Annotated in this window: 27 protein-coding genes and 1 pseudogene; 19 read left to right on the plus strand and 9 right to left on the minus strand. The window is 32.4% G+C overall.

Annotated features, from left to right (window positions below; translation table 11 throughout):
• The first annotated feature begins 66 nt into the window (after positions 1-66).
• Both CD128_RS01140 and dinB read left to right on the plus strand, forming a co-directional pair.
• Positions 67-615, plus strand: a complete 549-nt coding sequence (locus CD128_RS01140; RefSeq protein WP_103328263.1) for a DUF3267 domain-containing protein — start codon at positions 67-69, stop codon at positions 613-615.
• A gap of 117 nt (positions 616-732) precedes the next feature.
• Positions 733-1803: a DNA polymerase IV gene (dinB, locus tag CD128_RS01145; protein WP_103328264.1), complete on the plus strand. Its 1071-nt coding sequence runs from the start codon at positions 733-735 to the stop codon at positions 1801-1803.
• A gap of 51 nt (positions 1804-1854) precedes the next feature.
• Here the strand turns inward: dinB and CD128_RS01150 are convergent, their stop codons facing one another.
• Both CD128_RS01150 and ftnA read right to left on the minus strand, forming a co-directional pair.
• Positions 1855-2409, minus strand: coding sequence for a 3'-5' exonuclease (locus CD128_RS01150; RefSeq protein ID WP_103328265.1), 555 nt, complete (start codon positions 2407-2409; stop codon positions 1855-1857).
• Positions 2410-2566: 157 nt separating this feature from the next.
• Positions 2567-3067, minus strand: a complete 501-nt coding sequence (gene ftnA / locus CD128_RS01155; protein WP_103328266.1) for an H-type ferritin FtnA — start codon at positions 3065-3067, stop codon at positions 2567-2569.
• A 190-nt stretch (positions 3068-3257) separates the two neighbouring features.
• On the opposite strand from ftnA, the gene murT reads away from it, so the two are divergent.
• A complete protein-coding gene (murT, locus tag CD128_RS01160) occupies positions 3258-4568 on the plus strand; it encodes a lipid II isoglutaminyl synthase subunit MurT (protein WP_103328267.1) in 1311 nt (436 codons plus the stop codon).
• Positions 4569-4570: 2 nt separating this feature from the next.
• A complete protein-coding gene (gene gatD, locus CD128_RS01165; protein WP_103328268.1) occupies positions 4571-5290 on the plus strand; it encodes a lipid II isoglutaminyl synthase subunit GatD in 720 nt (239 codons plus the stop codon).
• Between the two features lie 197 nt (positions 5291-5487).
• Here the strand turns inward: gatD and CD128_RS01170 are convergent, their stop codons facing one another.
• The gene (locus tag CD128_RS01170; RefSeq protein WP_103328269.1) at positions 5488-6504 is read right to left on the minus strand and encodes an FUSC family protein; all 1017 of its coding nucleotides are present in this window, start codon (positions 6502-6504) and stop codon (positions 5488-5490) included.
• 148 nt (positions 6505-6652) lie between these two features.
• On the opposite strand from CD128_RS01170, the gene map reads away from it, so the two are divergent.
• Entirely contained in the window at positions 6653-7405 is a 753-nt protein-coding gene (gene map / locus CD128_RS01175; protein WP_103328270.1) for a type I methionyl aminopeptidase, read from the plus strand.
• 108 nt (positions 7406-7513) lie between these two features.
• Here map and CD128_RS01180 read toward each other — a convergent pair whose 3' ends face one another.
• Together CD128_RS01180 and CD128_RS01185 are read right to left on the minus strand one after the other, a co-directional pair.
• Positions 7514-8371, minus strand: coding sequence for an SDR family oxidoreductase (locus CD128_RS01180; RefSeq protein WP_103328271.1), 858 nt, complete (start codon positions 8369-8371; stop codon positions 7514-7516).
• Positions 8372-8497: 126 nt separating this feature from the next.
• Positions 8498-9562: pseudogene (locus CD128_RS01185) on the minus strand (HoxN/HupN/NixA family nickel/cobalt transporter).
• A gap of 198 nt (positions 9563-9760) precedes the next feature.
• On the opposite strand from CD128_RS01185, the gene CD128_RS01190 reads away from it, so the two are divergent.
• From CD128_RS01190 to vraR, 4 genes are read left to right on the plus strand one after another with little or no spacing between them, the layout of a single operon-like run.
• A complete protein-coding gene (locus tag CD128_RS01190) occupies positions 9761-10147 on the plus strand; it encodes a hypothetical protein (RefSeq protein WP_103328272.1) in 387 nt (128 codons plus the stop codon).
• Between the two features lie 26 nt (positions 10148-10173).
• Positions 10174-10875: a cell wall-active antibiotics response protein VraT gene (gene vraT, locus CD128_RS01195; RefSeq protein ID WP_103328273.1), complete on the plus strand. Its 702-nt coding sequence runs from the start codon at positions 10174-10176 to the stop codon at positions 10873-10875.
• A complete protein-coding gene (vraS, locus tag CD128_RS01200) occupies positions 10872-11918 on the plus strand; it encodes a sensor histidine kinase VraS (RefSeq protein WP_103328274.1) in 1047 nt (348 codons plus the stop codon). The genes vraT and vraS overlap by 4 nt, the downstream gene beginning before the upstream one ends.
• Complete coding sequence (gene vraR / locus CD128_RS01205) at positions 11908-12537, plus strand: response regulator transcription factor VraR (RefSeq protein WP_103328275.1); 630 nt, start codon at positions 11908-11910, stop codon at positions 12535-12537. The genes vraS and vraR overlap by 11 nt, the downstream gene beginning before the upstream one ends.
• A gap of 52 nt (positions 12538-12589) precedes the next feature.
• On the opposite strand, the gene CD128_RS01210 is transcribed toward vraR, so the two are convergent.
• From CD128_RS01210 to CD128_RS01220, 3 genes are all read right to left on the minus strand, one after another.
• Positions 12590-13807, minus strand: a complete 1218-nt coding sequence (locus CD128_RS01210) for a YihY/virulence factor BrkB family protein (protein WP_103328276.1) — start codon at positions 13805-13807, stop codon at positions 12590-12592.
• A gap of 93 nt (positions 13808-13900) precedes the next feature.
• Positions 13901-14185 (minus strand): hypothetical protein, encoded by a 285-nt coding sequence (locus CD128_RS01215; protein WP_103328277.1) that lies wholly within the window; start codon positions 14183-14185, stop codon positions 13901-13903.
• A gap of 6 nt (positions 14186-14191) precedes the next feature.
• Positions 14192-14656, minus strand: coding sequence for a low molecular weight protein-tyrosine-phosphatase (locus tag CD128_RS01220; protein ID WP_103328278.1), 465 nt, complete (start codon positions 14654-14656; stop codon positions 14192-14194).
• 140 nt (positions 14657-14796) lie between these two features.
• Between CD128_RS01220 and CD128_RS01225 the strand changes: the two genes are divergently transcribed.
• Genes CD128_RS01225 through CD128_RS01235 form a run of 3 tightly spaced genes read left to right on the plus strand, consistent with a single transcriptional unit; the run spans position 14797 to position 16837 of the window.
• Complete coding sequence (locus CD128_RS01225) at positions 14797-15003, plus strand: DUF1128 domain-containing protein (RefSeq protein WP_103298571.1); 207 nt, start codon at positions 14797-14799, stop codon at positions 15001-15003.
• Positions 15004-15016: 13 nt separating this feature from the next.
• Entirely contained in the window at positions 15017-16264 is a 1248-nt protein-coding gene (locus CD128_RS01230; protein WP_103328279.1) for an aminopeptidase, read from the plus strand.
• Between the two features lie 39 nt (positions 16265-16303).
• Positions 16304-16837 carry an acyl-CoA thioesterase gene (locus tag CD128_RS01235; RefSeq protein ID WP_103328280.1) on the plus strand — a complete coding sequence of 178 codons (534 nt, stop codon included), beginning with the start codon at positions 16304-16306 and terminating at the stop codon, positions 16835-16837.
• A gap of 971 nt (positions 16838-17808) precedes the next feature.
• Here the strand turns inward: CD128_RS01235 and yfkAB are convergent.
• On the minus strand, positions 17809-18948 hold the full coding sequence (gene yfkAB, locus CD128_RS01240) for a radical SAM/CxCxxxxC motif protein YfkAB (protein WP_167797497.1): 1140 nt from the start codon (positions 18946-18948) through the stop codon (positions 17809-17811).
• Positions 18949-19106: 158 nt separating this feature from the next.
• On the opposite strand from yfkAB, the gene CD128_RS01245 reads away from it, so the two are divergent.
• From CD128_RS01245 to CD128_RS01275, 7 genes are all read left to right on the plus strand, one after another.
• Positions 19107-19268: an SE1561 family protein gene (locus CD128_RS01245; protein WP_103298568.1), complete on the plus strand. Its 162-nt coding sequence runs from the start codon at positions 19107-19109 to the stop codon at positions 19266-19268.
• Between the two features lie 71 nt (positions 19269-19339).
• Positions 19340-19858 carry a type 1 glutamine amidotransferase domain-containing protein gene (locus CD128_RS01250; RefSeq protein WP_103298567.1) on the plus strand — a complete coding sequence of 173 codons (519 nt, stop codon included), beginning with the start codon at positions 19340-19342 and terminating at the stop codon, positions 19856-19858.
• A 229-nt stretch (positions 19859-20087) separates the two neighbouring features.
• Positions 20088-20900, plus strand: coding sequence for a monofunctional peptidoglycan glycosyltransferase SgtB (gene sgtB / locus CD128_RS01255; RefSeq protein ID WP_103328281.1), 813 nt, complete (start codon positions 20088-20090; stop codon positions 20898-20900).
• 177 nt (positions 20901-21077) lie between these two features.
• Entirely contained in the window at positions 21078-21881 is an 804-nt protein-coding gene (gene recX, locus CD128_RS01260; RefSeq protein ID WP_103328282.1) for a recombination regulator RecX, read from the plus strand.
• Positions 21874-22188, plus strand: a complete 315-nt coding sequence (locus CD128_RS01265; RefSeq protein ID WP_103328283.1) for a YfhH family protein — start codon at positions 21874-21876, stop codon at positions 22186-22188. Before recX ends, CD128_RS01265 begins: the two co-directional genes overlap by 8 nt.
• 15 nt (positions 22189-22203) lie before the next feature.
• Positions 22204-23721 carry an ATP-binding cassette domain-containing protein gene (locus tag CD128_RS01270; RefSeq protein ID WP_103328284.1) on the plus strand — a complete coding sequence of 506 codons (1518 nt, stop codon included), beginning with the start codon at positions 22204-22206 and terminating at the stop codon, positions 23719-23721.
• Positions 23700-24539, plus strand: a complete 840-nt coding sequence (locus CD128_RS01275; RefSeq protein ID WP_231917237.1) for a teichoic acid transporter — start codon at positions 23700-23702, stop codon at positions 24537-24539. Before CD128_RS01270 ends, CD128_RS01275 begins: the two co-directional genes overlap by 22 nt.
• The last annotated feature ends 48 nt before the right edge of the window (positions 24540-24587 follow it).

Consider the following 24587-nt stretch of genomic DNA (forward strand, 5'->3'; position numbering starts at 1 on the left):
TACTTTTTTTCTTTTATTTGTCCATGTATACTATGAATGAATTAAGAGGGATAGGGGGTCATAATTGTGCATAAAATCGATTTGAATCATAACCGATTAAACTTATCGAAGTTTATTGCCATACAAATCGTCGTTATATTATTTGCAATTTTGCTGACATATAAATGGGCTTTCTCATTTACGAAAGTGATTGAACAATCATTTATAACTAATATAGTGTTCGGGATATTGGGTTTTGGCATCGTCCTAGCTATACATGAATTAATTCACCGTTTTTCTTTTTTTGTTTTCTCAAAAGGGGAGAAACCTCATTTTAAACATAAAAAAGGAATTTTATTAATTCATATTTCGAAAAAATACTTTAATAAATGGCAATTTTGTACAATTATGTTAGCTCCAGCAATTATGATTACCGCTGCATTAATGGTTTTATTTAGTTTTTATTCTTATTCATCGATTATCTTTGTTTTAAGTATACATATCGGTTATTGTTTACTTGATTTATATTTAGTAGGTATCGTGTTAATTAATAAATTTAAATATGTTCAAACCACTGATGAAGGGTTATTCATGTATCATTATCAACCATATCAAGCTCAGAATGATTACGAATAATATAAATGAAGTCTCAATACAAGCATACTATGCACATCTCATGAGTTTTACTCATAGACGCAGTATAATTGTATCGGGGCTTTTTTATTTTTTATTTTCAGGAAAAGGAGGGACTTAATGGCAGAAAGACGTATTGTGCATATCGATATGGATTGTTTCTACGCACAAGTAGAAATGAGAGATAATCCTAAACTACGTGGGAAACCTGTAATTGTAGGAGGAAAAGCAAGTAACCGTGGTGTAGTATCAACAGCATCTTATGAGGCTCGTAAATATGGCGTACATTCTGCCATGCCAATGTCTCAAGCGCATAAACTGTGCCCTAATGGTTATTATGTTAGAGCACGTTTTGATGCGTATCGTGAAGCTTCTGGTATTATTATGAATATTTTTAAAAGCTATACAGATATCGTTGAGCCCCTTGCCTTAGATGAAGCGTATTTAGATATTACTCATTTAGTAAGACCAGATATGCCGGCTTCTAAAATTGCTGCCTTTATTCGTCGAGACATTTTCGAAAAAACGGGGTTAACCTCTTCAGCGGGTGTCTCATATAACAAGTATTTGGCTAAACTGGCGAGTGGGATGAATAAGCCGAATGGCATGATGGTCATTGATTATAATAACGTGCATGATATTCTTATGAATTTGGATATTGGAGAATTTCCTGGTGTCGGAAAAGCGTCGAAGAAGATTATGCATGAACATGAAATTTATACCGGAAAAGATTTGTATGAGAAATCAGAATTTGAATTAATTCGCTGGTTTGGTAAAAAAGGAAGAGGGCTATACAACAAAGCGAGAGGCATCGATAACAGTGAAGTTAAAGCGACGCGTATTCGTAAATCTGTAGGTACAGAGCGCACATTCTCAACAGATGTGAATGATGATGATGAGATTCTACGGAAAGTGTGGGAGTTATCAAGTAAGACGGCTGAACGGTTAGCTAAGTTGCAAAAGTCTGGCAGTACAGTAACTGTAAAGATTAAGACCCATAAATATGAAACATTCTCCAAACAACGTAGTTTAAGGGAAATGGTAAGTAGTGAAACAGATATTTATAATGTGGCATATGATTTATATAATGAATTAAAAGATCCGGATGTACCTATTCGCTTAATAGGAGTAACAGTCGGAAACTTAGAACAAGCCACATATCAAAATATGACCATATATGATTTTATTTAGAAGATAAAGGTTTATCATTTTACAAGGCTAGTTTGACTCAAGTCTTTAATTTTAACCTTTATCTTTTAAATTTTTACCATAAATCTGTAACATACTATCTAGATTATCATAGTGCTTTAACAATCTAAACGTAATCATGGCGCATGCTTTCGCGTCATTCAGCGCATCATGATGTCCATGAAAGTCCAATTTATAATGGTTCATTAAATGTTTTAAGCCATAGCGATAAGCGCTAATTGTACGTTTAGCTAATTGATAAGAACAGAAATACATTAAAGAAGGCGTTTCGATTTTTAATTGCTTTAAACTTTGATGTAGTACATTCATATCAAATGCTGCATTATGAGCGACGACAGGAAGCTCGTCAATGAATTGCAACATATAAGGATAGACATAGGCAAAGCTAGGCGCATCTTTTACATCTTCAGGTTTTATACCATGGACGGCAATATTTGTTTTTGAAAAGTAATCAAATGGATTTACTAGCGTATAGAATGATTCTATGATTTCATTATCAACTACTTTCACCATACCCACTGAGCAAATACTTGTACGCTTACCATTAGCTGTTTCAAAATCAAGTGCTACAAATGAATTACTAGACATATACGTTTCCTTTCTTTAATTAAAGATGTTGTTAGTTTAGCTTAATATCATTAAAAATAACAGAAAATTGCACATAAAATAACCCGTATTACTCTGAACTGTGGGGGAGAATAATACGGGTTAAATTTATGCTTTAATAATTGATAGAAATTTAAACTTATTCTTCGTCGAATGAACGAGATGCAAGTTCTTTTTCATATAAATATAATGTGTTGCAATCGTCACCGATACGAGTTAAGTAATCGATATGAGTTTCAAAAGTAGATTCTTCTTCTACTTGTTCGTCTAAGAACCAATTTAAGAATGAAATTGTAGCATAGTCTTTATCTTTTTGAGCAATTTCAGATAAGTTGTAGAAACGACGTGTTACATCTTGTTCTTGAGCTAAACCATCTTTGAATGTTTCTAAGATAGAGTTGAACTCAGTTTTTGGTGCAGGAATTGCTCTAAATTCAGCACGTTCTCCACGATCATTGATATAATCATAAATTTTTTTACCGTGGAAGCGTTCTTCTTTAGCTTGTTGAATATAGAAGTTAGCAAAACCTTCGTATGATTTATCATCACAATAAGCCGCCATTGCCATATATGCATGTGCTGCGAAATACTCGTGGTTCATTTGGTCATTTAATGCTTCTAATAAGTCTTTACTTAACATAATTAAGTCACCTCAAATAAAAAATTTAGTCATCTCTATTTGTTCATTTTGAGTATAACAAATTTATTCTCATTAGTAAATAATAATAATTATAATCTAGCGTGTATAATATCATTCCTAATTGAGAATGTTTTTTGTTATACCCGTAACGTGTTATAATTATGCGAGGAATTAAACAAGGAGGAAACTCATGAGACAATGGACTGCAACCCACTTAGCTAAATTGGCCCGTAGAGCAAGTATCGCAGCTGGTAAAAAGGGTACTGACTTACCTGGTCAAATTGCACGTAAAGTGGATCAAAATATATTACGTAAATTAGCCGCGCAAGTAGATGATATCGTATTCGTAAGTGGTACGAATGGAAAGACTACCACTTCTAATTTGATTGGTCATACTTTAAAAGCGAATAATATCGATATTATTCATAATAATGAAGGCGCAAACATGGCGGCTGGTATTACGTCAGCATTTATTATGCAATCAACTAAGAATACAAAAGTAGCGGTAATTGAAATTGATGAAGGTTCTATTCCGCGTGTATTAAAAGAAGTAACACCAACGATGATGATTTTTACCAACTTTTTCCGAGATCAAATGGACCGTTTCGGTGAAATTGATATCATGGTTAATAATATTGCGAAATCAATCAGTAATAAAGGAATCAAGTTATTACTTAATGCAGATGATCCATTTGTGAGTCGTCTTAAAATCGCAAGTGATACGATTGTTTATTACGGTATGAAAGCACATGCCCATGAATTTGAACAAAGTACAATGAACGAAAGTAAGTACTGTCCAAATTGTGGCAGATTATTAGAATATGACTACATACATTATAATCAAATAGGTCATTATCATTGCACATGTGGTTTCAAACGCGAAACGCCTAAATATGAAGTGAACTCATTTGATGTATCACCATTCTTAAAATTAAATATTAACGATGCACACTTCGATATGAAGATTGCCGGAGATTTCAATGCTTTCAATGCTATCGCCGCTTATTCAGTATTAAGAGAGTTAGGACTTAATGATGAGTCCATTCGCAAAGGCTTTGAAACTTATACTTCTGATAACGGACGTATGCAGTACTTTAAACTAAATGAGAAAGAAGCAATGATTAACTTAGCTAAGAACCCTGCAGGTATGAATGCGAGTTTATCAGTAGGCGAGCAGCTTGAAGGCAAGAAAGTTTATGTTATCAGTTTAAACGATAATGCAGCAGATGGTCGTGATACATCTTGGATTTATGACGCTGATTTTGAAAAGTTAAGCGAACAAGATATTGAAGCGATTATTGTTACAGGCACACGTGCAGAAGAATTACAATTGCGTTTGAAATTAGCTGAAGTGACAGTGCCTATTGTGCTTGAAAAGGACATTTATAAAGCAACAGCATTAACAATGAATTATAGTGGTTTCACTGTAGCAATTCCAAACTATACATCATTATCACCAATGCTTGAGCAACTTAATCGTTCATTTGTAGGAGGGCAATAAATATGAATGAATTAACAGTCTATCACTTTATGTCAGATAAATTGAACTTATATAGTGACATCGGGAATATTATCGCCCTTAAGCAACGTGCTAAAAAACGTAATATTAAATTAAATGTTGTAGAAGTTAATGAAACAGAAGGTGTTACTCTGGATAATTGTGATATCTTCTTTATCGGTGGCGGAAGCGACAGAGAACAAAGTATCGCTACGAAAGAATTAAGTAAGATTAAAACAAAATTAAAAGAAGCCATTGAAGATGGTATGCCAGGACTTACGATTTGTGGCGGTTACCAATTCTTAGGCACAAAATATATCACTCCAGATGGCACTGAGTTAGAAGGTTTAGGTATTTTAGACTTTTATACGGAATCACGTACAGATCGTTTAACTGGTGATATTGTGATTGAAAGTGATACGTTTGGTACAATTGTCGGCTTTGAAAATCATGGTGGTCGTACACATCATAACTTTGGTACGTTAGGTCACGTAAAAGTGGGTTATGGCAATAATGATACGGATAAACGTGAAGGTATTCATTATAAAAATTTATTAGGTACTTATTTACATGGACCAATTCTACCTAAAAATCATGAGTTAACAGATTACTTGTTAGAAAAAGCATGTGAACGTAAAGGTATACCTTTTGAACCAAAAGAGCTAGATAACACTGAAGAAGAAGCCGCTAAACGCGTCATCATCGAACGTTCAGCGAAAAATTAAATATAAATAAAAAGGCTGAGACAAAATAAAATGTCTCAGCCTTCATTAGCATTGTGGCAGTAGCTGACTGATTTGGAAATGAGCTTAAATCAAGCTTTTTTCAAACCTAGTCATCCTTGCCGGGGAGCGGGGCCCCAGCACAAAGAATTTCATTAAGAAATTCTACAAACAAAGCAAGCTGGGGTTGGACGACGAAATTATTTTAATTTCTGTCCCCCCTCCCTTTCTTTATCTTCAAAGCGAGTATCAAGTATTTTATATATTAATAAAATTTCATAGATAATATGGCTTTTAATTTGATTTTGATCAAATTCTTCAAGTAATTTAACAGATGATTTTAATGTTGATGCCGCTTCTTTTTGACGAACGAATTTATCATTTGATGGAATGTTATTAATACTTTTACTAATTTTAATGATAGCCATTTTTTCATCAGCAGTAAATATAAGATGAATGTTTTTAGGCAAGTAGATAATGTTAGAAAGATGGGTAGCAAATAAGCGGTCGCTATACGCACGATTAGAAATATCTTTTAATCGAGTCCATTCTTTTTCTTTATTTTTATGGTACCTTAACTCATCTCGTTGGTATCCAATTAACGTTTCTGTCTTGGTATTTAATCCCACTAATTTATCTAGTAAATTATTGCTCTCATCTGATTGAAATTTGCCTAATAGCAATTCTTGGCATCTGATCGCGAACAATTTATACATTTTATGTTCTATAACCGATAAATTATCTTCTATTTGTTGATAATATTTTGGAGGTAAAACGATGAAGTTAACTAATCCCGCAGTTACTAATCCAATTAAAGCAGTTAATAATCTGGAAAAGAAATTAAAAAAGTAGGCATTATGAATACCAGGTATCATCGCCATAGCAGTTAATACTGCAACTGTTGTACCCACTTGTAAGTTTAACTTAGTACACAGTAAAATAGTAAATACCGCAGCAAACGTATATGATAAAGGAGATGTGTCTCCAAATATATAAGTGAATATTACTGCAAATAATGCCCCAATTACTGTAGCAGGCAATCTACGATAACCCTTTTTCAAGGAAGCCTTAGCAGTAGGTTCAATCGTAACAATTGCGGTAAGTATTGCGAAGATAGGAGTTAGATTTAGCATTAAACAAAAAAGGGAGGTCAAAAAGGTCGCTAACCCTGTTTTAATTGTTCTAGCTCCAATAATATGCTTATACCATTTGTTCATGAATCTATAAATCCTCTCGTTGACCGAAAATAATCCTGAATATATATTTAAAAATAATAATTATTAACGTTTTGTTTATCATATTTAGTATATCAAAAAAATTTTGGTATAATAAGATGTAACAACAATTAAAAAGGAACGGGATAATATGATTGTAAAAACAGATGAAGAATTACAAGCCTTAAAGGAAATTGGTTATATTTGTGCGAAAGTAAGAGACACAATGCAAGAGGCTACTAAACCTGGTATTACTACTAAAGAATTAGATAATATTGCTAAAGAGTTATTTGAAGAACATGGTGCCATTTCAGCGCCAATTCATGATGAGAACTTTCCAGGTCAAACATGTATTAGTGTGAATGAAGAAGTTGCACATGGCATTCCTGGCAAACGTATCATCCGTGAAGGTGACTTAGTTAATATTGATGTTTCTGCTCTGAAGAATGGCTACTATGCTGATACAGGCATTTCATTTGTAGTAGGAGAAGCGGATAACCCATTAAAACAAAAAGTTTGTGATGTCGCTATTATGGCATTTGAAAATGCAATGTCTAAAATTAAGCCAGGCACTAAATTAAGTAATATTGGTAAAGCAGTTCATGCCACAGCTCGCCAAAATGATTTAACGGTTATTAAAAACTTAACTGGCCATGGTGTAGGACAATCATTACATGAAGCGCCTAATCATGTTATGAACTACTACGACCCTAAAGATAAAACACTTTTAAAAGAAGGTGTCGTAATCGCAGTAGAACCATTTATTTCTTCTAAAGCAACATTTGTGACTGAAGGCAAAAATGAATGGGCATTTGAAACACGAGATAAAAGTTTTGTTGCGCAAATTGAGCACACAGTTATCGTTACAAAAGATGGTCCAATCTTAACTACTAAATTTGACTAAAAATAAATGATGCAGTAGCGTCAAGATAAATAAAAAGCCCTTAAGAGAGTGTATATTACTCTCTTAAGGGCTTTAACTATAGGGGAAAGTTAATTTTTTGAGAGACATTTATTTACCTAATAACTTTTTCACTTGTGCTTGTAATAATTTTCCAGTAGGATCCGCTTCCGTTTTTAAACGGGTGAAGTCTTCAGACCAAGCTGATGTACGAACTCTTATAGGTGGGTCTTCCTTCTCAATAGTATCCATAATAACTTGAGCTACTTCTGCTGATGTTTGAGAAGCACCGAGTCCATAGTTGTTTTTTAAACCGCCCATATAAGATTGGAATAATGGAAGATATTCGTCTTCTTGAATACCACTTGTAGATTCAAGATGTGCCATAAAGTTATTTGTGAATTCAGACTGAATACCCCCAGGTTCAATTACACTAAACTTTACATTAAATTCAGGTTGGACATAACTAGCTAATGCTTCTGTATAACCCTCAACTCCGAATTTAGTAGCACAATAAATTTCATTGAAAGGTTGACCAACTAATCCACCTACTGATGAAATATTTATTATATGTCCTTGTCGATGTGTTCTCATTGTAGGTAAGACCGCTTTAGTCATTCGCATAACGCCCATTAAATTTAAATTAATCTGCCACATCATTTCTTCATCAGTAGCATGTTCAGTTGTACGCGCAAAGCCGGCACCCGCGTTATTAATAAGTAAGTCAATAGTTTCTTCTTCTTTTAAAATAGCACTCACTGCATTTTCTATACTATTTACTTTCGTTACATCTAACGCTTTAATAACTATATTTAAATTTTTGTCTTTTGCTGTTTGTTTTAACGCGTCTTGTTTATCTAAATTACGCATGGTTGCATATACTTTATATCCTTTTTCTGCTAATAATAAAGCAGTTTCGAAGCCTAAACCGGATGATGCACCAGTAATTAAAGCAATCTTACTATTCATTTTATAATCTCCTTTGGCTTAATGTGAAACTAGTATTCACCATAATCAATCGTAAGTCAATTAAACCTTCTTTAAAAAATGAAAACACCTTAATGCAATAATGTATTGCATTAAGGTGATTATCATTTATGACCAATGTTGTTCAATTTTACCCAATTTCCAAATTAATGTTGAAATGAGCCAAGTAATTAAGAATAAAGCAACTAAAATATATCCTAAATAGTCAAATTGAATCGCTTGTACAAAATCCCAGAATGAACCAGTTAAATGAAATTTATCAGCCATCATTTGAAGTAATTCAATCATTCCAATAACTAAAGCAGCCACTACTGAAATAGCAGTTATCGTGATATTGTAATAAATCTTACGTATTTGATTGAAAAATGCCCAATTATATGCCGACTTCATTACAATACCATCTAACGTATCGAGTAAGCTCATACCAGATGCAAATAATATTGGGAGAGACAAAATACCTATAATGGAAATAGATTGTTGAGATGCGCCTGAAGATAGGGCAAGGAGTGCAATTTCACTGGCAGTATCAAAGCCAAAACCAAATAAAAATCCTAAAGGTAACACATGCCAACTTCGACTTATTAATTTGAAATACGGACCAGTAAAACGAGCTACAAATCCACGTGATTCTAACAAGTTATCTAATTCTTCTTCCTCAATATGTTCATTACGTAATCTGATAAATAATTTTAATAAAGAAATTAAAATTATTAAATTAAGAAACCCAATAAGAATTAAGAAACCCAATAAGAATTAAGAAACAGCCAGATACAAGTGTGCCAATTATACCTCCAATTTCTTGAAAATGTGGTAAGGCATCCTTAGCCCATTTAACCGAAATTCCAAGTAATACAGCCATTAAAAATACAACAGTTGAGTGTCCAATAGAGAAATAGAAACCTACGCCAACAGGTTCTCGACATTGTTGTAAAAGCTTTCTGACCGTATTATCAATAGCAGCAATATGATCAGCATCGAATGCATGGCGTAAACCTAAAGTATAAGCGAGCAAGCCCATACCCAATAAAATATGATGTTTGCTTCCAGCAGTAAATAAGAAACTAACGCCTATGATATGGAGGATAATGACCACTCCTATATAAGGGACCCAACTAAATTTGTTAAATCTCTGTTGATGCATGATAATAACCTCTTTCAAAAATGATATTTAATTATACTCCAATTGAATTTGAAAATGAAATTAATTTTTTAACGATACATAGTCAATATTTATTAAATGAGGGTCAATCTAATGAAAGAGTATGAGCTGAGCATTGGTACTTAAGTATGAGATAAAGATGGTTCCTAAGCCTATATTAAGTCATAGATTAAAGCAATATAATTAAGTTTAATCAGGGACGAGGTGGTTCTATGAATTATATAGATTTATACGTACAACATTTTCTAAAAATAATAATTAAACAAAACATCAATGAATACCGCGTAGCATTAGATAATAAATTAAACAGTATCGAAAGATATATTGCTTATTTAAAAACAAAAAAACTGCAAATGAATAAGTTAATTGACAGTTTAACGGCAACATTAGAAAATAAGTATATTGATATAGCTAATATGTATAATATTAAAAATGCTCAAGAAATTAATAATTGTGAAATTGAAAGTCTAAAAAGACAATTAGATATGTTTGAGGAATATTGCGCTAGAATTGAAGCGGATATTCATCGATGTGCAAGAGAACGCATCACAACGCAAGGGCAGTGCGATATCATTGAGCAAATAAGCATCGTAGCTTAGAAATTTAAAAGATAGGAGGCGACAGATTGACTCGTAAGTATATATCAACCGAATTATTAATTATTTTTACAGCTTTAATGATTATAGCGAACTTTTATTATATCTTTTTCGAGAAGATAGGCTACCTTTTTGTATTGTTACTAGGGTGTATATTAGTTTATGTTGGATACCTTTACTTTCATAAAGTAAGGGGTCTCTTAGCGTTCTGGATAGGTATACTTCTTATCGCTTTTACATTATTATCGAATAAATATACCATTATTATTTTGTTTATTTTCTTAGTTATCGTTATTATTAGATACTTAATTTTCAAATTTAAGCCTTTAGATATAGTGGCATCCGAAGAGGAAGTAACGTCTCCTCAGTTTATTAAACAAAAATGGTTTGGCGAGCAACGCACGCCTGTTTACGTGTATAAGTGGGAAGATGTACAAATTCAGCATGGCGTTGGGGACATCCACATTGATATGACTAAAGCAGCTAATATTAAAGAGAACAATACAATTGTGGTTAGACACGTACTAGGAAAAGTTCAACTTATAGTTCCTACAAATTACAATATCAACTTACACATGGCTGCTTTTTATGGTACAGCTTATTTAAACGGCCAATCTTATAAAGTGGAAAATAACCACATTCAGGTTGAAGAAAAACCTAAAGAAGAAAACTATAATGTAAATATTTATGTTTCAACATTTATAGGTGATGTTGAGGTGGTTTATAGATGAATCACTACTTAAGAGCTATTGGTTCCATGTTAATTCTTGTATATAGCATGTTAACCGCGTTCTTATTTATAGATAAGGTATTCGTGAATATAATTTATTTCCAAGGGATGTTTTATACCCAAATATTCGGTATACCTGTATTCTTATTTTTAAACCTCATCATCATTTTATTATGTATTATTGTTGGCTCTATTTTAGCTTATAAGATTAACCAACAAAATCATTGGATTAAAAATCAAATTGAACATGCTATCGAGGGTGAAACGGTAGGTATCAATGATCAAAATATCGAACTTTATAACGAAACGATTGATATTTATCAAACGCTCGTACCATTAAATCAAGAATTACATCGCTTAAGAATTAAAACGCAAAATCTAACCAATGAAAATTATAATATGAATGATGTTAAAGTGAAAAAAATCATTGAAGATGAACGTCAACGATTAGCACGTGAATTACACGATTCTGTAAGTCAACAACTTTTCGCAGCTAGCATGATGCTCTCAGCAATTAAAGAAACGAATTTAGAGCCACCACTGGATCAACAAATTCCAGTACTTGAAAAAATGGTCCAAGAATCTCAGCTAGAAATGCGTGCACTTTTATTACATCTTCGTCCAATTGGCCTTAAAGATAAATCATTAGGCGAAGGTATTAAAGACTTAGTCATTGATTTACAGAAGAAGGTGCCAATGAAAGTTATTCATGATATCGAAGAATTTGAAGTTCCTAAAGGAATTGAAGATCATTTATTTAGAATTACGCAAGAAGCCATTTCTAATACGTTGCGCCATTCAAATGGTACGAAAGTAACGGTAGAACTATTTAATAAAGTAGATTATTTATTATTGCGTATCCAAGATAATGGGAAAGGCTTTAATGTTGATGAAAAGCTAGAACAAAGTTATGGACTAAAAAATATGCGAGAACGTGCGTTAGAAATTGGAGCTACATTCCATATTGTTTCCTTACCAGATTCAGGAACAAGAATTGAAGTGAAAGCACCATTACATAAGGAGGATGATTTGTATGGCGATTAAAGTACTATTTGTGGATGACCACGAAATGGTTCGAATTGGTATATCTAGTTATTTATCAACTCAAGAAGATATTGAAGTCGTGGGAGAAGGCGCATCAGGAAAAGAAGCTATTGCTAAAGCACACGAATTACAACCAGATTTAATTTTAATGGATTTACTAATGGATGATATGGATGGTGTTGAAGCTACGACTCAAATTAAGAAAGATTTGCCTCACATTAAAGTAGTGATGCTTACAAGCTTTATTGAAGATAAAGAAGTATATCGAGCACTAGATGCTGGGGTGGACAGTTATATTTTAAAAACAACAAGTGCAAGCGATATAGCTGAAGCGGTACGTAAAACATATCATGGTGAATCTGTATTTGAACCAGAAGTATTAGTTAAAATGCGTAATAGAATGAAAAAAAGAGCAGAGTTATATGAAATGCTAACTGAACGTGAAATGGAAATATTATTATTAATTGCAAAAGGATATTCGAACCAAGAAATTGCAAGTGCATCGCACATTACAATAAAAACGGTTAAAACACACGTAAGTAATATCTTAAGTAAATTAGAGGTACAAGATAGAACCCAAGCTGTTATTTATGCTTTCCAACACAATTTAATTCAATAACACGGAAAAAAAGGTCAAGACGCTCTTTCGTCTTGACCTTTTTTATTACGCATTATTTACTTTTTTTGTCATCGTCATCATCATGACTGAATTTATCTTTAATTTTATCAGTAATTGATTCTTTTTCATCTTTTTTATTATCAGGATCTTTATCTACTTTATAATCCTCATCTCGGCCAGCAGGTGTTTGTTTATATTGATATGTTGTGTCTTCGTTGTAATGATTTTGGTTGTTATCATCATGTTTTAATGCTGCTTCTTCTGGTGATAATCCTTTAATTACTTTTCTTTGATGAATGATAGCATTAATTTCTGCACCTACAAGAATAATAAAGCTAGTTAAATAAATCCAAATTAATAATATAATAATACCTGCGATACTGCCATAAGTTTTAGAATAATTACCAAAGTTTGAAATATAGAAACCAAATGCAAATGAACCAATTAACCAAATAACTGACGTGAAAATAGCCCCTGGTAACACAGATTTAAATTTCGTTTTAACATTTGGAGCTACTGAGTAAAGAATAGTGAATAAAATTAAAATGATAATAAATGGTAATACAATTTGAATTAAATTAAATATCCATTTAATTTCATCATCTAAACCTAAAGGTCCAAATAAGAAATCAGCAATAACTGAACCCATAGTAGGTAACGTCATAGCTGCTAAAAAGACAACGCCTAACACGACAGTGAATACAACACTTAATATTTTTAATAAAATACCATTTCTACTATCTTCAACATCATAAGCAACATTGAAAGAGTTCATAATAGCTGTCATACCGTTAGACGCTGACCAAATTGCTAAAATCAAACCGATAGAAAGTAAGCCACCACTAGAGTTTTTAGTGACATCTGAAATAACGCTTTTAATAATTGTAGATGTTTCTGCTGGCGCATTACTTAATAAATCAGTAATTTGTTTTTGGTCTAAATTAAATAATGGTAAAAGTGTTAATAAAAAGATAAGCATAGGGAATAAAGCTAAAACAAAGTGATAGGTCATTTGTGCAGCTAATCCTGCAGCATCATCTTTTCCAATACGATAAATTAAATAAGAGAAGAAATTAGAATCTTTAGTATATTTCGCAGGTTTGTTCAATCTAGAAACAAAGAAAACTTGGTTGTCTTTTTTAGGTTCCTTTGATTGGAATTCTTGAGGTTCAACATATGTACGATCAACCTTAATCTTATCTTTCTTCTCATTCTCTTTATCTTTAATAGAATTAAGATAGTTCGAATTTGATTGATTTTGATTAGACATAACAATCTCCTTTGTACATTAAACAATTATTAAATTTTTAAAACTAAAGGCAAAATTTCTTTGCTGAAAAGGAATTTTGCCTTTGAATATCAATTATTTGCCGATACGGTTATTTTTACGATTTACAAACGTATCTTTAGCATCTCTAATTGATCTTTCTAATTCTGGATTATTACAGCGAATTTCTTCGATAGTATCTTTCCAGTACATAACTTCATCTTTAATAGAACTGATTTTAGATGGTTTACGAGAACGATTACCATTTTTAACATCTTTAGCAGATTGTATTAATGAGTTACGTGTTGATTTATCAGCTAATGTAGCAGCACCGCCAACAATAGCACCGATAATAATACCAGGAATTAATTTGTTTTCCATTTTAAATTACCCCTCTTTCAAATTTGCATCTTTAACGATGAAATCGATTAAATTGTCACAAGATGATTGTACCATTTCATACACACCTTCGAAATTGTTTGTGTAATAAGGATCAGGTACATCACTCTCTTCCATGTTACTAAATTCCAGCAATTTGAACAATTGTCCTTTAAGATTAGGATTAATCGACTTGATATTATTTACATTACTTTGATCCATTGCAATGATGTAATCGAAGTCATCATTCGGTTCAAAAAGCTCACTAATCATACCATCGAAGGGTACATTATGACGTTTGAGAATATCTTGGGTACCCTCATGAGGAGGTTCACCTAAATTCCAACGACCTGTACCTCTTGAATGAACATTAATGCCAGAAATACCGCGATCTTTTAAACGCTCACGCATAATTGCTTCAGCCATAGGAGAACGACAAATATTTCCTAGACAGACAAAAGCTACATCTATCAATATACATACCTCCAAACTATAATATAAAACCATTTTATAGTTAATTTAAACATTTAGAAAGTAATAAATTTGCCAAATTCTATAAAAGTTTATTAAATATTCATACTTTGATAGAATATTGAAATAAAGAGGTGATGAATATGGCACAAAATAATGAAGAAATGATTAAAGATATTAGAAAGAAATTAAACATAGTTAATCAAGGTTTATTAAATCCGGATAAATTTAAAGAGGCAAACACACAAGATATTGAAGAAATTCATAGTTTTGTAATGTCTAAAGAGTCATTTTCACCGAGTGAAGTTACAGCGATAGCAGATGAATTAGGCAATTTGCGTCAAGACTAAGGAGGAAGTTCACATGGCAACATTGAGTTTTGAAGAGAAATTACAACAATACGCAGAATTATTAGTAAAAGTAGGGATGAACGTTCAACCTGAACAACCTGTTTTTATTAGATCATCTGTAGATGCAATAGAGTTAACACGCTTAATTGTTGAAGAATCTTATAAAGCAGGCGCATCAGATGTCAGAGTAGTTTATGGTGACCCTACATTAAGTCGTTTAAAATTTGAATATGAGACTGTAGAGACTTTTGAAGATTCACCAGTAAAATCATATGACGTCGAAGAACGCATGGATTATGCAAATCGAGGTGCTGCTAATTTAGCGTTACTTACTGAAGATCCTGATTTATTAAATGGAATAGATTCTAAAAAACTAAAAGCGTCTCAAATGAAATACGCTCAAGCATTCAAAGGTTATATGGAAGGAAGCCAGAAAAATAAATTCCCTTGGGTAGTTGCCGCATTTCCTTCTAAAGCATGGGCTAAGCGTGTTTACCCTGAACTTTCAGAAGGGGAAGCATTTGAAAAATTTGTAGATGAAGTATTTGATATCGTACGCATTGATGGTAATGATCCAATTGAAAACTGGAAAAACCATGTTGAAAATCTGAGCGTACATGCGAATAAACTACAAGAGAAAAATTATAAAGCATTACATTATCTGTCTGAAGGTACGGATTTAGTAGTAGGCTTACCAGAAGGGCATATTTGGGAAGACGCTACAAGTTACGTTAATGGCGATCAACAACCTTTTATTGCGAACATTCCTACTGAAGAAGTGTTCACAGCACCAGACCGCAATAATGTAAATGGTTATGTAACGAATAAGCTTCCATTGAGTTACAACGGTACTATTATTGATGGGTTTACATTAACTTTCAAAGATGGTGTAATCGTTGATTATAAAGCTGAAAAAGGTGAAGACGTATTAAGAGACTTAATTGATACAGATGAAGGCTCTAAACGTTTAGGTGAAGTAGCACTTGTGCCAGATGATTCACCAATTTCTAATCGTAATACTATTTTCTACAATACTCTATTTGATGAGAATGCATCATGCCATTTAGCTATTGGCTCAGCATATGGTTTCAACGTTAAAGGTGGCACTGAAATGACTACTGAAGAGAAGATTGCTAGCGGGTTAAATGATTCAAATACACACGTAGACTTCATGATAGGTAGTTCTGATTTAACAATTTACGGCATCCTTCATGATGGTAGTAAAGAATTAGTTTTTGAAAATGGGAATTGGGCACAGTAACATACTAGAAAGATAGATTATATAAAAGGGGTAGTCAAAATGTCACAAAAGCAAGTTGAGAAAAAATCAATGTCTGAGTCAAAAAGTATTAAATCAAAACAAGTCTTTCCACAAGACACAAACCATCATCATACAATGTTTGGTGGTTCTTTGATGGCTAACATAGATGAAATTGCTGCGATTACCGCAATGAAACATGCGAACGCTCAAGTAGTAACAGCATCTACAGATTCAGTTGATTTCTTAAGACCAATTAAAACAGGCGATATTACGTCATATGAAGCAATGGTAAGTTATGCAGGCACAAGTTCAATGGAAGTTTGTGTGCAAATAATTATTGAAGATGTTTTAAATAAAGAAAGACACTTAGCTGCATTAAGCTTTTTAACATTTGTAGCATTAGATGATGATGGTAAACCTGTACAAGTACCAAAGGTTTACCCAGAAACTAAAGTAGAAAAATGGTTCTACGAAAGCGCACCTAAACGCGTTCAACGTAGAAAAGATAGACGCGAAGAAAGTAAAAGCACATTAGATTTCCTTTCAAACGCACAAAATATCGAAGAAGTATAAAAAAATATAATAGGGAAAAGACCTAAATATAAAATTATGGTCAAATGAAAAAGGCAATTTCTATTAAAATATATAGAAATTGCCTTTTACTTGTTAATTTATTTTAATGATACGTGTTAAATGAAATAATACGCGAGACATTTATTTTTAAACATTTGAATGTAAAATTATATATAAATATACAGTGTTATAGTAAGGATTTATTAATGAACATAAGTGCTATGCACTTATGTAAGAAATTCTAAAGATGAACTACGAATGACGTTGTGTGCCCCTCGCGTTTTTTATTGAACACAAATGCAATTGCACTTGTGTAAGGCGTACTAAGATAGATAACGAAACGTAGTTGAGTGACGCCTGAGGAATTTAAGTTTATTAATGAACGTAAGCGTTCAAACACTTACGTAAGTAGTTCTAAGGTAGATTACGAAGTGTAGTTGTGAAGACTCCTGGCTTTTTTCATATTGAACACAAGTGCAAATGTACTTGTGTAAGGCGTTCTAAGATAGATTACGAAATGTAGTTGCGTAGACTCCTAGGGGAGCAGTGCCAGTCGAAGACTACAGGCTGAGACGGCACCCCTGGAAAGCTTAGTAACATAAGTGAGTGAGTATCTATCTAAGAACGCCTTTACAAGACTACAGGCTTGAGCCTTTCCCACAGGAAAGCGCAACAACTTAAACAAGTGAATATCTACCTAAGAACTACTTTACAAGACCAAGGCTCGACCCAGCCCCCTAGGCAAGCATCTCAACTTAAGTAAGTGAATATCTATCTAAGAACGCCTTTACAATACTACAGGTCTAAGCCTTTACCGCAAGAAAGCGTCGCAACATAATGAGTAAATGTTCATCTAAGAATTTCTTTTCGAGCTAATAATACGAGGTATTATAAATAAAGAAGCCAGTAAATAAATTATAAAAATCATTTACTGGCTATTTTAGAATTTAAGTTCCAACCTCTTTTTTTACTTAATTAAAGATGTGCTCGCTATGCATAGCAATTTCATTTTTTCTGAAATCCGTATTAGGATAATACATATTTTTAACTAACACATTTGGCCCTAAACAATGGAATGCTTCACAATGACAATTTAGAGATTTCGCTAAATCACTAGCTAACCAAGTATTAAATACATCCGTTAACTTATCACGTTTAATATTAGAAATTGACCCATTTTCATCACCGAAATCGGTAACAATTACATCACCACTAAATACATTGACATTTAAACGACTACGTCCATCAGGGTCGTTACGCATAGTCACGTTTTTAGCATCTCTTAAACGTTGCAATAACGCTTGGTCATTCTCATCATTAATACATGGATAAATAGGTAATGTACCAAACAACATCCACACATCTTCATCACGAATATCTAATAAATGATGAATAGCCGATTTCATTTCTTTGAGCGATAACACATTAAGTTGACTCGCGAAGTCAGCAGGATACATAGGATGAACTTCATGTCTGCTACATTTCATATCATTCACAATTTCATTATGTATCTTATCTAAATATGGTAAAGTGCTTTGATTTAACATCGTTTCAGCTGATACAAACATGCCTTGCTCAGATAAAGTACTCGCATTATCTAACATTTGTTCATATAATTTTAATTTTGCTTTCAATGGTGGTTGTTTCTTCATCGCGCCGAAACCAACATCAGTAAATTCTTGTATTGTCCCCCAGTTATGAGAAATATGCATCACATCGATATATTCAGCAATATCTAAGTATCGATCTTGAGGAAGTGTTAAATTAGAATTCATTTGTACATAAATACCGCGATTTTGCGCATATTTTAAAAGTGGCTTCACCACATTTTTAATGGATTTCTTAGAAAACATTGGTTCGCCACCAGTAATAGACATTGTACGTAAATGAGGGATTTCATCTAAACGTCTATAAATAAGGTCCATAGGTAGAGGATCTGGATCTTTCGTTTGTAATGTGTAACCTACAGCACAATGACTGCATCGCATATTACATAAATTAGTGGTAGTAAATTCAATATTACTTAAAGTTAAGTTCCCATGTTCTTCGATGTCGTTATAAGCTTCCCACGGATCATTTGTGATAGAAATGGGTTTTTTACTATTTGTCATCAACATTATTATTACTCCTAAACTTATAAATTCCTTTCTCCGTTGCTAAAAAGTACAGTAAACATTATTAAGATTATATCCCTTTTTGTCAAATTCTGTTAGGATAAAACTAACGTAATAGTTAAATAAAATAATTTTTTAAAGGAGTGTTCATTTTAATGGACGAAAAACAAACTATTGATCAAATTAAAAGTCGTTTATCAAAATTCTTAGAAGATATCGATCATGTTAACCCGGATGAAGTAAGTGTAGAAGATATCGATGAGTGGATTGGATTACTAGATCAACTAGAAGAAAAAGTTAAACAAGTCTCTAAATAAATTTTATGTTTAAAGCACCTTAAACTTGTCTATATATTAAATATAAATTAGTTAAGAAAGGTGATACACATATGGCTAAAAAAGTAGCAATTATCTTAGCAGACGAATTTGAAGATATCGAATTAACAAGTCCTAAAGAAGCTTTAGAAGAAGCTGGATTTGAAACTGAAATTATTGGAGATACTGCTAACGCAGAAGTCGTTGGTAAACATGGCGAAAAAGCTACAGTAAATGTAAGCATTGCAGATGCTAAACCAGAAGACTATGATGCATTATTAATTCCTGGTGGCTTCTCTCCAGACCACTTACGTGGAGATGCTGAAGGTCGCTATGGCGCATTCGCTAAATACTTCACTAAAAATGACGTACCAACATTCGCAATTTGCCATGGCCCTCAAGTTTTAATCGATACTGACGACTTAAATGGTCGTACTTTAACTGCTGTATTAAACGTACGTAAAGATTTATCTAACGCAGGTGCAAACGTGGTTGATGAATCAGTAGCAGTTGACAAAAATATCGTTACAAGCCGTACACCTGACGATTTAGATGATTTCAATAGAGAAATCGTAAAACAATTAGAAGACTAATGAGTTTAATATAATTAACTAGCATTTGAAACATGTATTTATTGTAACCGAAGCTGTCCACGAAGTCACTGACTTTGTGGACAGCTTTTTGATTTTTGTCTATTTGTATAGACTCAGGTCTCATGCCTAATACACCTTGGGACTGATTTTTAATGATAAGTATAGCTAAAAATATAAAGTACTGTTAAACTCTCAATTATAGAGTGAGTTTAAGTAAAGGAGCTAGCGCATGAAAAGAAGCCAAAGATATAACAACTCGCCTGAGAGCTATTCACATTATCATAATGAACCCCATTATAATACGTATTACAGACCTGTAGGCAAACCGCCTAAAAAGAAAAAAAGTAAGCGTATTTTTTTAAGAATATTTATTATTTTAGCCATCCTATTTGCCTTGTTTACTGGTTTAATGTATTTCTTATCATCTAGAGCGAATGTGGAGGCTTTACAAACGATTGAAAATAAAAGTAGTTATGTTCCAGTAGATAATATGCCTGATTATGTAAAAGGGGCATTTATTTCTATGGAAGATGAACGATTTTATAAACATCATGGATTCGATGTTAAAGGTACTGTCCGTGCTATATTTTCAACTATAGGTGAACATGACGTTCAAGGTGGAAGTACCATCACGCAACAAACTGTTAAAAACTATTATTATAGTAATGAACGATCGTTTACTAGAAAACTTAAAGAACTGTTTGTAGCACACAAAGTCGAACAAGAATATAATAAAAATCAGATCCTAAGTTTCTATTTAAATAATATTTATTATGGCAGTGACCAATACACAATTGAAAGTGCCGCAAACTATTACTTTGGTACTACAACAAATCAAAACAATAGCAGTATGTCTCAAATTACTGTATTACAAAGTGCTATTTTAGCAAGTAAAGTGAATGCACCTAGTGTGTATGACATCAATAATATGTCCGATAATTTTAAAAATCGTATTAAAACAAATTTAGAAAAAATGAAACAACAAGATTATATTAATGATAGCCAATACCAAGAAGCATTATCACAATTAAATAATTATTAAGTTATTGTTATGAATGAAGAGTAAGATGCGTATAAAATCTTAATCTTCATTTTTTATTTGTTTAGATAGTTAAAATGCTTTGAGAGTGGAGATAGCTATTATAAAATAATAAATGTTGAAGTTGGAAATATTCACGAGCAGTTATTATAATTCATTTTCAGAAAAGGAGGGGAAACAATGCCTAAAATTACTAAAATTGAAGTTCAAAAGAAAAATACGGAACGTTTCAATCTGTTCTTAGACGGAGAGTTTGAAATGGGTATAGATATCGATACGTTGGTGAAATTTAATTTAAAAAAGGGACAAGTTGTTGAAGCGGCTGAGATGGAACAAATCCAGAAATACGAACATTATAGACTAGGTGTTAATATAGCCATTCAATATCTATCTTATAAGAAGAGAACTGAGAAAGAAGTGCGCCAACATTTAGAGAAGAGTGAAATTAGTGATTTGGCAATTCAACAAGTTATTGATTACTGTTATAAAGAAAAATATATTAATCACAATGATTACGCTGAAAGTTTAAAAAATACAATGATTAATACTACAGATAAAGGGTCGGAAGTGTATAAGCAGAAATTGTATCAAGTAGGGATAGAACCTAACATTATTAATCATTTCGTGGCGATTTATGAAGAAGAACAGCCATTAGAAGCGGTGGTTAATGTAGCTCAAAAAATAATGAAAACTAAAAAAGGTCCAGAAAGTAAAGTAAAACAAAAAGTATTGCAGAGCTTAATTCAAAAGGGTTACTCCATGGAAGTAGCTAACCAAGCTATGAGTGAATTAGACTTTACGCAAGATGAAGCAATGATGGACAATTTGTTACAACGTGATTTAGAAAAAGTTTATAACAAACAGCGTCGTAAATATGATGGACAAATGCTTGTGATGAAAACCATTGAGTCGCTTATGAGAAAAGGTTATAAATATGATAAAATTAAAGATAAATTAGAAGAAAGTGGTATTTCTGATGAATGATAAAAAACTCAGTGATATGTCTGAACAAGAATTAAGACATGAGATTCAAACGTATAAAGAAAAAATGCGCAAAGCAGAAATGAATGGCATAATGAATGAATATGATGTCTATCAAAGTAAAGTGATTGTAGCAGAAAGCTATTTAGTTGATCGTACTAAAATTGAACTTGGCAGAATATATAAATTAACAGATGGTAGTGAACAATATTTTAAAGTTGAACGGTTAAAAGGTATCTTCGCATGGGGGTATAGAATTAATAGTTCTAATCCTGAGGAAGGTTTACCAATCGCTTTATTAAAAATTTAGAAGGATGTAACAAGAATGGGAAGTTCAATAGTTTTAAAGTTACTTAACGTTACGCAATATTATAGAAACAAAAAAGATAGGAAATGGTATTTACCATATGGCTATGCTGCTGAAGACATTGAATTAAATAAAATATCTTTGCATATATATCAAGGTGAAGCGCTAGCAATTATTGGAGAACCTGGCTCATCAAAAACATTGCTTGGTAGAATCATGTCTGGTGATATCAAGCCCGATAGAGGGAAAGTACTCCAATCGGTTTCTACATATTATGGTGATATTAAAGATAAACATTTATTAGATATTACAGTAAAAGAATATACTAATGATATTCAACGCTTATTTACATATGAAACGTCCTCACATAGTGTGGAGCAAATTATTAAATTCGCACATTTGGATGACAAAGCTTCTACAAAAGTGAATGAACTTAGTCATTCAGAATTTGCACAATTGATATTAAGTATTGCTAGAGTATGTCGCAATGAAGTGATTATCTTAAATCACATTATTGAACATCTTAATGAAGACTTTTTAGAGAAAGCGAAACAACTGTCTAAAGATTATGTTTCTGAGAATTTGTCCATCGTCTTTATTGATAATGATGTAGATAAAGTCGCTAAAGTTAGTAACTACGTCGCATGGATTTCACATGGGCAATTACGTTTAGAAGGCTCACTAAATCAAGTGTTACCTGTATTTAGAGAGCATGAACGTGATAGATTAAGCATTGAAGGTGAAGAAGAACAACAAAACTTTGACCTGGATTGGAAAGAAAGTCGAAGTAGATTACCTGAAATGAGTTATAACTTTAAAAGAGTTGAACGATATAAACATGTCAAAATTCCAGATTTCATAGTAAAATTTTGGACGATATTAATTGTCGGATTATTAGCTTTCGTATTATTTGCTGCAATGGTAGTAAATAATGTTGGCAAAGTTGAAATACCAGCCAATGAAGTTCAAAAGAAAGTGCAGAATAAAGATAAAGATCCATTTGAAGATAAACTGGCATACGGCATTGTTCTTGATAAATCAGTTAAACTTAATGGAGAAGAAAATCGCAATATACCTAAATATAGTTTCGTTACTATTACAGGAGAAAGCGCTAAAAATTATCGCGTTATTGTGGATGATAAAAATTATGAGATTGGGAAAAGTAAACTGCAATATTTTAATCCGGCTGCACTTTATGAATCTCATGAATTTAAAACATTAGCTCCATATATGAAATCAAATTATAGTAATTACGTTGATTATTTCAATGGTCAATTACATAAAAAGCATGAGCAAGTTAAGAAAACACTTGTACCAGAAAAAGACCAACGCTTTGTTGTTCCTATCACACAACAACCTATTGATATGTTATTTAATGATGAGAATAAATTAACTGGTTTTGTTTATCCCATCGTAGACAAAGATAAATTGAAAGACAAATATCATATTAAACAAGATTTATGGACGGTTAAAACGAGCGATGGCTATTTAATTGCTGATATGAAGAACAATAAATGGATTTATGTGGAATTGTAGGTGGAAAAATGATAGATAATTTAATTTTATATTTTAAACACTTTCCATCACTTTTAAAATTTGCAAAGCAAAGATTACTTAATACATGGAAATGGTTTGCTTCATTATTTTTAGCACAGTTGATTCTTGTAGTCATCTTACTATTATGTGTGTCGTTCTTAGAAATAGAAGAGGTAGTTAAAGCACAATGGTTATATAGACTTCTCACGTTTATAACTTTTATAACAATGGTATGTACAATCTATAAAGCTTATGCAGAATATAGTCGAGATTACCTAATTACCAAGTCGTTTCAATTAACTCCTTTAGTGACAGCTATCATGAATGTCATAATGGGCAATATTGTTATTTGGATATTATCACTAATTATTGCTATTTTTAAGCCTATGAACTTGGAAACATCAGTGCTTTCATATTTATTCTTTGCTTTAATGTGTATGCTATTTATGATATTTATTGTTGTGACGCTAGGATTACTTGATTTAATTAGTAACAAAGTTACTAAACTATTTATCATTGTGAGTACAATTTGTTTCCTCTTGGCACCAATAATTTATATTCCTAGCACGAAATTTCATATTATTAACCAAATTTTAAAGATTAATCCAATTTATTATCTTTTAGATGGCTCAGCTAGTTCCGTTATATTTGGTTCTGTAAATATGTATAATATCGCTTATCACTTTTATTTCATTATCTTTATAGTTTTAGTGGGCACAATCAATTTCATGTTAGTGCGATACGTTGCTCATGAAAAGTATAAATATACGCATCATACCCAAAATGTAAAAGAGGGTACAGAACAGAAGTTAAAATAAAAAAGAGGTACGCTATCAATTAATATATTTGATAGCGTACCTTGTTCT

The organism is Staphylococcus croceilyticus (assembly GCF_002902575.1).
In the GTDB taxonomy this organism is placed as follows: Bacteria; Bacillota; Bacilli; order Staphylococcales; family Staphylococcaceae; genus Staphylococcus; species Staphylococcus croceilyticus.